At 34.7% G+C, this 13,105-nt stretch carries 8 protein-coding genes; all 8 read left to right on the top strand.

The window, feature by feature from the left end; genetic code table 11:
• The first annotated feature begins 19 nt into the window (after window positions 1–19).
• The 8 genes from F6P99_RS01875 to F6P99_RS01840 all read left to right on the top strand — a co-directional run bounded on the left by F6P99_RS01875 (window position 20) and on the right by F6P99_RS01840 (window position 13,105).
• Window positions 20–787, top strand: coding sequence for a carbohydrate-binding family 9-like protein (locus F6P99_RS01875; RefSeq protein WP_152285738.1), 768 nt, complete (start codon window positions 20–22; stop codon window positions 785–787).
• Between the two features lie 218 nt (window positions 788–1,005).
• Entirely contained in the window at window positions 1,006–2,292 is a 1,287-nt protein-coding gene (locus F6P99_RS01870) for a T9SS type A sorting domain-containing protein (RefSeq protein ID WP_152285737.1), read from the top strand.
• A gap of 102 nt (window positions 2,293–2,394) precedes the next feature.
• The gene (locus F6P99_RS01865; protein ID WP_152285736.1) at window positions 2,395–5,361 is read left to right on the top strand and encodes a PQQ-binding-like beta-propeller repeat protein; all 2,967 of its coding nucleotides are present in this window, start codon (window positions 2,395–2,397) and stop codon (window positions 5,359–5,361) included.
• A 15-nt stretch (window positions 5,362–5,376) separates the two neighbouring features.
• A complete protein-coding gene (locus F6P99_RS01860) occupies window positions 5,377–6,522 on the top strand; it encodes a T9SS type A sorting domain-containing protein (protein WP_193315971.1) in 1,146 nt (381 codons plus the stop codon).
• Between the two features lie 186 nt (window positions 6,523–6,708).
• Entirely contained in the window at window positions 6,709–8,169 is a 1,461-nt protein-coding gene (locus F6P99_RS01855; RefSeq protein WP_152285734.1) for a sulfatase family protein, read from the top strand.
• A 10-nt stretch (window positions 8,170–8,179) separates the two neighbouring features.
• Window positions 8,180–9,988 (top strand): alpha-1,3-galactosidase-related protein, encoded by a 1,809-nt coding sequence (locus F6P99_RS01850; RefSeq protein ID WP_152285733.1) that lies wholly within the window; start codon window positions 8,180–8,182, stop codon window positions 9,986–9,988.
• 233 nt (window positions 9,989–10,221) lie between these two features.
• Entirely contained in the window at window positions 10,222–11,622 is a 1,401-nt protein-coding gene (locus F6P99_RS01845) for an arylsulfatase (RefSeq protein ID WP_152285732.1), read from the top strand.
• Between the two features lie 10 nt (window positions 11,623–11,632).
• Window positions 11,633–13,105 (top strand): sulfatase family protein, encoded by a 1,473-nt coding sequence (locus tag F6P99_RS01840; RefSeq protein ID WP_193315970.1) that lies wholly within the window; start codon window positions 11,633–11,635, stop codon window positions 13,103–13,105.

Raw genomic sequence — 13,105 nt, 5'->3', positions numbered from 1 at the left:
TGTCAAACATTAATCTTTTATGAACAAAAATATTCTATTATTTATCGCGATCATCATTTGTATGTCAAAAATGGTGTTTAGTCAAAAACAACTTGTGTTGGGTGAACAAGAGATTTTTCATGTTACACGAACTCAAGAAACTATTTTGATTGATGGTAAGATGAACGAAGACTCTTGGGGAAGTACAGAATCAAGAACCTTAGATTATATCTATAACAATGTCAAACCAACCGACAATCAAAAGGCTACGTTTAGAATGCTTTGGAACGAGAAAAGTTTGTATTTGTTTTATGAATTCGAAGATAAATATCTCAACGCTAGAGAAACTAAACGTGATGGGAAAACATTTTTTGATGACTGCGCAGAGTTTTTTGTAATTCCCGTTCCTGATAGTTTAGATGTTCATTTTGGGTTTGAAGTAAATTTGTACCAAGCATCCAACGATATTTTGTTCTTTAATAATTACTATCAAGGTAGAGACCTGGGGTTAAAAACCTTCAATCCTGACTTTAGAACTGCAGTAACTTACAAAGGTACTATTAACGATGATTCTGACCTCGATGAAGGATGGACAATGGAAATGGAGATTCCACTTTCTGTATTCGGATTTTTAGGTGAAATTGTACCTGCCAAAAATGGTAACAAATGGGCTTTTTTAGTTGTTAGGCAAGATAGAAATGAAACAAAAGGTGAGCGAAGAATTACTTCTACTTTATTTCCTATTTATGACATTGAAAAAGATGTACATCAACCCAATAGATTTGGTTTGATGCAATTCGTAGAATAGTTTTTTTGTATTCTGCTTTGTACGAATTCACCTTTTTATTTATGTTTGGCTTTTGATAATTCTTTTTTTAAGGTCGTTATTTAGCGTTGTATTTATTGGTTTCTTTTTGGTTGTAAGTGTATTGCGTACACGAGGTTACATTAAACTTACAGTAAGGTACATGATCTTTTTATGTTGGTTGTTATTTTGTATTTGAACTAACCTAAAAGATTATTAACATGATTAAAAAATTACTTTTTACAAATTTATTGGTTGCAATACTGTTTGCAAATCAAAACGGAAATGCTCAGGCAGATAGAACTTTTAACGGAACTACAGATGCGCTATGGAGCACAGCGACCAATTGGTCTGATGATACCAAACCGGTTGCAGGTGATAATGTTTTTATACAAGCAGATGTAACTTTAGATGAAGATATCTCGTTAAGGTTTCTAAGATCTGATTCAAATACAACAAGTTATACACTATCTAGTACAGGTGGTAGCGCTATTACATTTAACGGAGATGCTGGTTTGTATCAGAATAAAGATGCACTGTTTATTGTCGATTGTAAAGTGATTTACGCTCAGGCTTCAGTCAAAAACACCGATATTACGGGTACTGCAGATCAAGGTATCAAAATGGGGTCAAATAGTACATTGCAATTAGATCAAATTTTAAAATTGAGAAACTATTCTAGTTTGGCTACTTTTGAATTTGATGGAGTAGTAACAGGTGCAAAAGATATTCGTTTGTTTGATCATGCAGCATCTACAGGTGGTTATATTTTTGGTGTAAATGCAGATCTGAGTGCTTTTACTGGGAATATTGAATATGAAGACAATGGTACGCTAACCGTTAATACAGCTGGGGTGGATAAGTTTATTCCATCTGGGTCTAAATTGTATATGAATGATGATTCGGACCAAACTTTGATATTGAATGGTGCGAATTCACTTTCTGGAGAATTAGAAAAAACAGGTACAGCCACTTCGACAATTGAGTTTAATAGTGCTCAGACGATTGGTTCTTTAGATTTAAGAGGAACTGGAACGTTGATTTTTGATATCGATAATCTTGGTGTAAATACAGTTGAGTTTAGTGCTGCAAATGCAGATTGGGAAACAGCATCTGTTAAAATCCAAAATTTCGCTGATGATAAGATAAAATTTCCAACGCTATCAGCAGGTCAATTGGCACAAATAACTTTAGATCCTCTAGAAGAGGGGTTTACAGTAGCGCAGAGAGTAGACGGTTTTTTATATAAAGATGCAGAAGCTTCAGTGTCTAAAAACACCTTAGAAGGCGTATCAGTATACCCAAACCCAGCAACGGATGCTGTAAATGTAGAGGCTCCAAACAACAGTAATGTGTCAATTTATGATGCAACAGGAGTAGCATTGAAAAATAAGATTGTTACTAAAGCAGTTAGTGAAATATCATTACAAGGACTGACGTCTGGAATTTATTTCGTAAAAATAGAAAATGCAGGAAAGACAGCAATAACAAAATTGGTTATCAACTAAAAGTTGAGTTTAGTTTCAAAATTGCTTTCAATAGTATTGGAAGCAATTTTTTTCTGTTTTCAAAATTAATCTAAAATAAAAATTGTTACAAAGAAGGATCATATGATTTGTGTTATAGGAAAAAGAATTCATTTATTTACAGTGCTACTTTTGTTGCTTGGGTTTTATACTGAAACAAAAGCGCAAGAAGACGATGTGGATTTAGCTAGTCAATTGTTCGATTTTGAAGAGAATGGATTGGGTTGGGCTAAAGATACATCCAGTGTTTTTTCAATTTTAAACGAGAAATCGTTAAACGGAGAGTATGCTTTGAAATTTTCAGTCAACGAAAATCAAGTTTTTGAAGCAGGTCCTTTGTATAGTATTGAAACCGAACACACTATTCATAAAGTGCGTACCGCAACTTTTGACAATACACTTAAGATAATTGCAAGTTCTTATGAAGGTATTGTGATGTCAGTAGATTTTAATGGTGCAATACATTGGAAAAACAAGTTGTCTGGTTTCATGGTCAACGATATTTGGTGTGAAGATATTACCGGAGATGGCAACGATGAAATACTGATCGCCAATGCAGATGGAAAAATATATTGCTTAGACTCATCTGGTGAAATTTTGTGGGAATACCAACAAAACGAAGTTCCAATGTATGCGATAACAGTTGTGAAAAAAAATGACATTCCATATGTTGTTGGTGGAAGTTTAGATTTGAATGTTTATTACCTATCAGCAAATGGAAGTCTTACCAAAACTTTAAAATCATCTACATACTCTCAAGAAAAAACTTGGGGAGAAACAGAAGCGAAAGACTATGTTCATTATGCCAACTTTTTAAAAGCAGTGCCTAAAGACGCTACCAATGATTATTTGCTGATTCAAGCGAGTAACAACATCATGCAAGATAAAGGTGCGACGTATATGTTTGATGTTCTTGAAGATACTCCAATAAAAAGAATCGAAACACAAGGTACAAGTCCGGTTGGTGAATTAAGGTTTTCAGATCATGATAACGATAGTAAACTAGAAGTTTTATTGGGGTTTTCTAACCATCAAAAAAGCGCAAATCTAACACGTTTGAATTTGGTTGATGATTCTTTGGAGTTGTACCCAGTGGCTGGTTTAGGTTTTGGTTACTCTGTAATGCAGGCTGAATTAATAACAGATATTTCTACCCCTAAGTATATGTTACTGGTCGGTAATCAAATGGTTTTGGTGAACCCCGATTTAGATAGTGGATCCCAAGAAAAGTTAATCACGAATTATTCTTATTACGATGTTTGGAAAAAGCCAAATTCATCACAGTTGATTTTTGCGAGTTGTCAAAGTGGAGGAAGTCAGGTTCATATTTTAGATACAGGTATGTCTGGATGGAAAGAAGCGTATCAGAACTTGGTGCCAAAAGGAAAGATTCAAAAAATTATAGAAAACACTGCAGCGAGCAGAGCACATTTAGCTGGATATACGAAACCTGTAGAGCAAAGAGAGGCAAGAGCTATTTATTTTATGACCGAGAATACGGATAGCGGTGTGGCGAAGACTACATATGATTATATCAGAAATAATTATTCGACTCCAATGTTTTTAGGAGGTGGTCATATGAATGAAGCTGAAAATTGGGATCGATCTGCAATGGAGAACGAAAAGTATAAAAATAAAAGAGATAGCAGAAGAAATTATATTTACACCCAACAAGAAGCAGTTGACCATATTACAAATTGGTACGGTGTATCACCAGATGGTGATGAAGGTATTGCGTATTGGGGTGGTCATGGAAATGATCCTTATATGTTTCACCTAAGTACGACTAAACTCGTCTTAGATGCTGCTAATAATAAAAAAACGGTATTGATTTATCCAGAGTTAGAAGATCATTCTGAAGATTTTGCTTGGGTAATGGAAGATTTGTTTTACCCACTTGCGAGTTATGCACAGAATAAAAACGGTACTATTTATGTACGAACAAAGCATAATTTTTGGCAAGGTAATGTTTACCTACCAATGTGGGATCGATTGAGGTCAGGTGAGTTTGCAGATGTGTTTGTACCTTCAATGGAAGAGACTTCTGACAAAGCTATGGATATTAGTGTTGCTAGTAGAGTTGGAATTTGGGCGAGTGGTGCTGTTCATGATTGGGGAACCAGAACGGTACCTGACAACCCTAGTTTTGATAGGTCTAGACAATTTTGTCATCAAAAATTACCCAATCATTTTTTGCGTCATTTGATATATCATATGGCCAACGGAGCTACCTACCTGAATAATTTTGCAATCGATCCAGATTACATGAGCATCGTATGGGAGCTTACTGCCAAAGGAGCGCTTTTTGTTCCCAAACCAAACGAATTGTTAAGCATATCACCAGTTCATATTAGTATGTTTGATCCAGATGATGATTTTATGCTAGAAGCGAGTAGCTTGAAATGGGCAACACATTATGATGAAGAATTTATTGAAAATAATCCATTCGTGTTTAGTAGACAAAATGCAAATTGGGGTGGAGCTCAAGTTACCGACTGGGATTTTTCAAAATATGCTGGTCATGTCAAAGATCGTAGACAAAACTACTTGCCATCATACCCAAATGGATTGGTACTCATAACACCTCCACAGGCTGGAGCGCATGCGGTACCCGATGCTGCAAGGGGTGAATTAAAAGATAACTTACATCCGATATATCAAAATATACTTACTGAATATTATACCGATGGACGTTATTATTATTCTGCTGATGGAAATCAACGTTACAATGCAGATGAATATTATACGACCATTGAGAATGAAATAGAGACTAAAAAAGACTTGTTGCCTTTAACAGTTTCAGGAAATGTAGCATGGGTTACAGCACAAATTTCACCTACTAAATTGAGATTGACTTTGATTGATGGTGAATATTTGAATCCAGATGATAGAGAGGTAATTGTTGATTTCAACTCGGTTACTCCAGTCGGAATGTCAGATATTCTTGATGGTACAAGCTATAATATTAGCAATCCAAATGCTGTGGAAGTCGAAGTGCCATGTGGTGGTTTCAGATTTATTGATATTACTTTAGCTCAACCTTTAAATTAATTGAATCAGATGTATATGAAAAAGATTAAATTTCTAGCGATATTTTTGTTTCAAATTACTTTCGCTCAAACCGAATTGGTAAATATTTTAGATAGTAACTATTATGGTTTTGAGATAACATCAGGTGATACCGGTTGGTGGATACAACACCCTGATAATTTTTCTTTAGTAAACGATAAAGCATCGAATGGTTCCTTGGGTAGTTTAAAATATACAAGTGCAACCACTGTGTCAGGCAATAAGAGAATCTTTGGAAGCAAGGATATTACTGCAATGTTGGTGACGCTTGAGCCAGGCACTTATCCAGTAAAAGCTATGGTCTGGTTAGAAAATGATGTGGAAACAAGTCATTTTAAATTAGATTTTAGAGAAGATACAACGGTAAAAGAAGCTGTGACGTTTAGTTTAGATGGCATAGCAAAAGGGCAATGGGTTGAGGTTTCAACAAATTTAGTTCTAACAGAAACACTAAATCAAGTAAATATTCGCGTTATTGTTGAACCAGGCTTTGGAGGTAAAGGAACTTTCTATATTGATGATTTGCAAATTTTGGTAGAGCGAGAAGTTGTTCCTGTAAAAGTTCCTTTACAATCATTTGTTTTGGCAAATATAGATAGTGAATTAGGATTTACTCCAGGTGAGTACGAAATTTCACTGAATGTTTGGCTTGAAGAAAATACAACGGTTAGTTCGTTTTACACCTTTGTAACCAATCCATGGGTAGCAACTGAATGGGTAATCTCAGAGTTACCAACCGGTGAATGGGTAAAGATGACGAAGCAAATTATTTTAAAAGAAAAGCCCGAAAATGCGCAGTTGAAAATTGCCACGTACAACAATCCTGACTTTCAAGGAGGAAAAGGTGTGTTTTATGTGGATGATGTATTGGTTTCTCAAAAAACAGACACTCTGTCAATTCCTGAAGAAGTAGAAGATACCGAAGTGGTTTTTTATCCAAATCCTGCAAGTGACTATCTGACCATGACTGAAAATGTTCCTGTAGAAATTTACAATTCATTCGGCATATTGGTGAGAAAAATTATTCCAACAAATGAAAACGGTGAAGTAGTTTTAGATGTCTCTTTTTTGAAAAATGGTATCTATTATTTTAGAATTATTTCTGAAAATAGTGTTGCGGTAAAAACAATTGTTATTCAGTAATACAGTAGTTGTATTTGGTAATATAGAGGAACTAGAGGTTAATTATCATTATACTTTCATGTGCCTTAAATTGTAAATTTGATTTACTGTAATGTATGCATGACAACTTGTTTTGTATCGTAAGATACAATTGTGATAATTTGTATGGCTATTTTTATGTTATAAAAAATGTAATAATTAGAATCAATGAAGTTTAGAAAAATTTTCATCAAAATTCCCATCGTGTGTTTGGCACTTGTTGTTTCATGTACGACCAAAAATGATTCAGTAGCCACAGTTCATGCACCAAATATTATTTTGTTTGTTGCTGATGATCACGGAACAGACGCTCTCGGGTGTTATGGAAATCCAGTGATAAAAACGCCAAACTTAGATCAATTAGCATCAGAAGGAGTAAGGTTTACGAATGCATATTGTACAAGTGCAAGCTGTGCCGCAAGTAGATCTGTAATTCTGTCTGGATTGTATGGTCATGCAACTGGTTCGTACGGTCATGTGCATGATTACCATCATTTTAGTACGATGGATCATGTGAATTCATTATCAAATAGACTAACAGAAGCAGGGTACCATACAGCTCGCATAGGTAAATATCATGTGGCACCAGAAAAGGTATATAATTTCGAAACGGTTTTAGAAGCTGACCCTAGAAATACGGTTGAAATGGCAGATGCTTGTGTAGATGTATTGGCGTCGGAAAAACCATTTTTCTTATATTTCTGTACAGACGACCCTCATAGGGGACACCCTTTCAAACCAGATAGCTGGGACGAGCCAAATACTTTTGGTAACAAAAAAGGTGGGTATAAAGATGTGAATGAAACGGTGTATGACCCTAAGGATGTTTTGGTACCTAGTTTTCTTCCCGACAACAAACAGTCAAGGGAAGAAATTGCACAATATTATCAAAGTGTATCGAGAATTGATCAAGGTTTTGGTAAATTGATGGATCATCTAAAAAATGCAGGAAAATTAGAGAATACGATTGTATTTTATATCTCTGATAACGGAATGGCCTTTCCAGGGGCAAAAACTACGGTTTATGAGCCAGGAATAAAACTACCTTGCATTATTAAAGATCCTACAAATTCAAAAAAAGGGATTGTGAATAATTCAAAAATATCATGGGTTGATTTGACTCCTACAATTTTGGAAATGGCAAACGTATCTTATAAAAAGAATGATTTTCATGGCAAGTCATTTTATTCAATTTTAGAAGAGGATGATGCGAAAGGCTGGGATAAAATATATGCATCTCATACATTTCATGAGATTACGATGTACTATCCGATGCGTGTAGTCATTGATAAAAACTACAAATTAATTTGGAATATAGCTTATCGTTTGGATTATCCTTTTGCCTCCGATTTATGGGCTTCATCGACATGGCAGAGCATCTACAGGAATCATTTAGAAATGTACGGAGAAAGAAAAGTAGATGATTATTTATACCATGCAGAGTTCGAATTATTTGATTTAGATAAAGATCCAGGTGAAATAAATAATCTCGCAACCGATGTTCATTTCAAAGAAATTTTAGAAAGGATGAAAAAAGAACTGAAACAATTTCAATTAAACACAAGAGACCCTTGGTTGATTATGTGGGACCACGATAATTCTCTGCAAGGAACAGGTGTAGATTTATAAACAAAGAAATATGAAAAGTATAAAAGAAAAGTTAGTGTTGATAGGATTGTTGTTGGTTGGCGCTTTAGCGATGCAGGCCAAAGAAGTAATTAACATAGGTCATACAAATGAAGATGCAACGTCAATCGTTAGAAATGCAATAGAGAACGCCAAAGAAAAAGAAATACAATTGGTCTTTGAGAAAGGACAATATCATTTTTTAACGGATTATGCTGTTGGAAAATATTTGTATGTAACAAATCATGGAAATGGGTTCAAAAAAATTATTTTCTCTTTTGAAGGATTTGATGCTGTAGAAATCGAGGGTAATGGTGCGGAATTTATTTTTAGAGGTCAAACAGCACCTTTTGTTTTTGAGGGTTGTAATAAAATTGAAGTAAAAAATTTAACGTTAGATTGGGATATTCCTTTTAGCTTTCAAGGAGATGTGGTTGCTGTAAATAAAAAAGAACAGTATTACGATTTAAAACCTTATACAGATGGTTTTTCTTGGAAACTACAAAAAGGTAGAATTATGTTTCCTGGAATCAACGGATTTAATTTTTCTTATCTAGGAAGCAGTCTGTCACATAACAAAGAAACAAAAGCTGTTGATTATGGTGCTTGGGATATGTCGTTGAGACCAAATTATGTGAAAAAATTGGCAAACGGAAACCTACGTTTTTTCGATAAAAATATGAAAAAATGGCCTCGTGTAGGTTCGGTGTTGCAATCAAAAGGAGATAAAGCTCATAACCGATATGCACCCGCTTTTCTTGTGAGAAATTCAAAAAATATTGTGTTCGACAATGTAGTAATTCACCATGCTTTAGGAATGGGCTTTTTGTGTGAGCGTTCTGATAATATTAAAATTATCAATAGTGGTATTTACGTTAGAGAAGGTTCAGATCGTGTCATATCAATTATCGCGGATGCCACGCACTTTGCCAACTGTAAAGGTGATATTTTAATCGAAAATTGTCGATTAGAAGGAATGTATGATGATGGAACAAACGTGCATGGTACTTATGTTGAAGTAAACAAAATTATCGATACAAAAACAGTTCGAGTAGCATTGAAACATGCACAACAAATGGGATTTGAGTTTGCAGGAGCTGGAGATGAGATTTGGTTTATCAAAGTACCAAGTCCGAGTAGAAATGAAGTGAATGTAGTGACTTCTGTTAAGGTAATTAATGACTACTATTCAGATATTACTTTTGAGTCGGAAATACCCACAGACCTTAAAACAGGTGATATTTTAGAAAATAAAACATGGAATCCTGTATTCACGATGCGTGGAAATACGATTAGAGACCATAGAGCTAGAAATATAATTATCAAAACGCCAAAGAAAATTATCATTGAAGACAATGATTTGTCATCTATGATGTCTTCAATTATGTTGCGTGGTGAAACTTACTATTGGTTCGAATCAGGGAATGTAGAAGAAGTTATCATTAGAAATAACCGTTTCGAATATTGCGCATATTCGGGGTCTGAACATGCGGTGTTAAAAGTGTCACCTAGATTAGGAAAAGCTTTTGATCAAACAGCATCATACGACAGAAATATTCTATTTGAAAACAATGAAATCAAAACATTTGACAATAGAATTGTATGGGCCGACCGTGTTGATGGTTTGATTATTCGAAATAATACGATCGAACAAACCAATACTGAAAAGCCGCAATTTCCAGATGCTTATATGTTTGATTTGATTCATTGTAAAAATGTTGAGATTTATAAGAATAAATACATTGGTGATTGTAAAAACGGTATTAAAGCAGATGAAACATCAAAGAAAACACTAAAAGTAAAAAGGAATAAAGGGTTTTAATTTTTTTATAACCCAAAACGAGTTCTAAACACAGGTTTCTTCATTGGTAAGAAACCTGTGTTTTTGTTTTGCGCTATGGTTTTGTACGTAAAAACACAACCTATATACGTAAAGGTACTAGATTGTTTCTGTATTTTTTTTTATTTGATTGTTACTTGAGTATTGACTTTTTTCAAAATTTGATGCTCAAGTATATTCAATTAATAATCTAACCCGTATTAATAATTAGAAATATGAAAATTAAATATTATCTCGTGTTACTTCTTTTAAGTGCAGTTTTGTATTCATTTGGCAACGATGCTGTTGTTGATGAAAAAAAAAGGAACAAGAAGAAGCCGAATATAATTCTCTTGCTTACTGATGACTTGGGCTATGGGGAATTAGGGTCTTATGGACAAAAAACTATTCAAACACCCTTCTTAGACAAATTAGCCTCTAAGAGTATGGTGTTTACCGACTTCTATGCGGGTGCACCTCTGTGTTCTCCATCAAGGGCAGTTCTCATGACTGGAATGCATACTGGACATGTAAGTATCAGAGGAAACAAAGGTTCGTATCCGAATAAATACGATAGAGTTCCATTAAAAAAATCTGAAGTTACTGTAGGTGAATTATTGCAAACTGCCGGATATCAAACAGCAATGATTGGTAAGTGGCATTTAGGAGTTTCACATGATGAGTCTACATGGGCAAAAGGAAGAGGTTTTGACTATGCGGTACAAGAGCAATGGGGAAAAAATGACAAAGGAGTAGAAATTGATGAAAGAATTCACTGGGTGAATAACAACCAAGATGCTATATTTTATAATTATAACAACTATACATGTTTGGATGAATTTCGAACGAATTTTGCTTTAGATTACTTAGATGATAAAGAAGAAGACAAACCGTTTTTCTTGTTTATGTCATATCGTATTCCTCATGCACACGAATATTTTTTAAGCAAAACAGATCTGTATGCAGATAAAATAGAAGAATGGCCAGAGATTGAACGACGACATGCGGCAAGAATTACAATGTTAGACAAACAGATAGAACGTTTGTATAAAAAGTTGGAAGCTAGTGGAGAATTAGAGAATACAATTATTTTATTTACGAGTGACAATGGTCCGACGGCAGAGAACCATCATGATTATAAATTTTTTGATAGCTCTGGGGGGTTAAAAGGTCATAAAAGAGACGTGTATGAAGGAGGTATTCGAGTACCAATGTTTACATTTTGGAAAGGCAAAATTAAACCAGGTTCTGTTAGCAACCATCCATCAACATTTTATGATGTGATGCCGACTCTTGCTGAAGTTGCCGGAGTAAAAGTACCAGCTCAGTCTGATGGAATTTCATTTTTACCTGAACTGCTAGGTAAAAAACAAGCAGCACATGAGTATTTGTATTGGGAAGTTCAAACAAGTTCTAGTGTCAAAGGGTTTAGGCAAGCAACTAGAATCGGAAAATGGAAAGCTGTGAGATATGGGAACAAATATCAAACAGAGTTGTATGATTTGGAAAAAGATGTAAATGAAGTGACTGACCTAGCCGATCAGTTTCCAGAAATTGTAAAGCAAGCAAATAACATCTTAAAAAAAGAAAGTGAAATTATAGAGCATTATCCGTATTCAGGAGGTGTTTTCAAATAAAAATAGAAAGATGAAATTCAAAATATTACTGATTACATTATGGTTTTGTTCTGTTGTTATGGCACAAAACAAACCTAATATCATCTGGCTGATGGCAGAAGATATGAGTACGGATTTGGAATGTTATGGAATGCCTAATGTTAAAACACCGAACTTGAATAAAATGGCATCTGAAGGAGTGCTGTTTCAAAATGCTTTTGTTACAAATTCAATATGCTCACCAAGCAGGTCTGCAATGATGGTTGGTGCTCATCAACGAAAGACCAATACGCATCATCATAGAAGTAATAGAGACATACCTCTTGATAAGGAGTTTGTTCCCTTTACTAAATTATTACGTGATCATGGATATACAACAATTTTAGGAAACCACGGCGTAATGAAAAAAGGGAGAAAAATAGATGTAAATTTTAAGCATGAGCCGCTTGGAGAATGGAATGGAATAGACAAGTTTGGTTTGTTTGATAAATACGACCATTTCGAAAAAGAAGACCAACCCTTTTTTGCACAAATACAACTTGTAGTAACGCATAGAGGTGATTGGTGGAATCAAGTTAGAGAAGCATCGTCACACCCAGTTGATACCGAAACATTAAGCATGCCACCTTATATGGCTGATCATCCTGCAATTCGATTGGATTGGGCAAAGTATCTAGATCAGATTGAGTACATGGACAATGAAGTTGGTATGATTTTCAAAGAACTTGAAGACAAGGGAATGGCAGATAATACGATGGTTATTTTCATTGGTGACAATGGTCGCTGTAATATTCGTGGAAAAGGATATTTACAAGACCCAGGTTTGAGAATTCCTTTGATCATATATTATCCGAATGAGTTAAAAGGTGGTCAGAGACTGAACAAAGTAGTAGCAGCAACAGATATTACTGCAACTATTTTAGATGCTGCTGGGATTGAAGTACCAGAATTTTTAACAGGACAGCCTATTTTTAGTGAAGATTTCGATAGGGAATACGTATATGGAGCACGAGATTTGTGGGATGAAATATTAGAAGATTCTCAAGGGGTAACCTCCGCTGATTGGGCTTACATTAAAAACGACAAGCCTGATATTCCTTATGATGCACATCAAGGTTATTTAGAGTTTTATAGACCAGCGGTTCATATCATGAGAGAAATGTATAAAAATGGTAAGTTAAATGAATATCAGAAACCGTTTTTCGAGCCTACAAAACCAGTAGAAGAATTGTATGATTTACAAAAAGATCCATATCAGTTAATCAATCTAGCTCAAGATCCTGCGTACAAAAAAGTCTTAAAAAAGCTCAGAAAAAAGACCAAGTCTTTTGACAAAAAGATGAAGTCAAAATCTGAAGAATACCATCCAAAAGCTGTACCGGGTAACGAAATGGTGCAATGGGTTAAAGATATGTATCCAGAGGTGTATAAAGAAATGCAGGCTGGAGTAGAAGTAGGTTATAAGAAGTATTCAATGCTTTACAAAAAAAGAAAAAAAGATTAA

This window comes from Flavicella marina, assembly GCF_009193215.1.
GTDB lineage: Bacteria > Bacteroidota > Bacteroidia > Flavobacteriales > Flavobacteriaceae > Flavicella > Flavicella marina.
The sequence above is the reverse complement of the archived record's forward strand: the minus strand, read 5'-3'. Positions and strand labels throughout refer to the sequence as shown.

Coding starts and splice junctions, on each gene's coding strand:
- F6P99_RS01875 (WP_152285738.1), top strand. CDS start 20: ATGAACAAAAATATTCTATTATTTATCGCGATCATCATTTGTATGTCA.
- F6P99_RS01870 (WP_152285737.1), top strand. CDS start 1,006: ATGATTAAAAAATTACTTTTTACAAATTTATTGGTTGCAATACTGTTT.
- F6P99_RS01865 (WP_152285736.1), top strand. CDS start 2,395: ATGATTTGTGTTATAGGAAAAAGAATTCATTTATTTACAGTGCTACTT.
- F6P99_RS01860 (WP_193315971.1), top strand. CDS start 5,377: ATGAAAAAGATTAAATTTCTAGCGATATTTTTGTTTCAAATTACTTTC.
- F6P99_RS01855 (WP_152285734.1), top strand. CDS start 6,709: ATGAAGTTTAGAAAAATTTTCATCAAAATTCCCATCGTGTGTTTGGCA.
- F6P99_RS01850 (WP_152285733.1), top strand. CDS start 8,180: ATGAAAAGTATAAAAGAAAAGTTAGTGTTGATAGGATTGTTGTTGGTT.
- F6P99_RS01845 (WP_152285732.1), top strand. CDS start 10,222: ATGAAAATTAAATATTATCTCGTGTTACTTCTTTTAAGTGCAGTTTTG.
- F6P99_RS01840 (WP_193315970.1), top strand. CDS start 11,633: ATGAAATTCAAAATATTACTGATTACATTATGGTTTTGTTCTGTTGTT.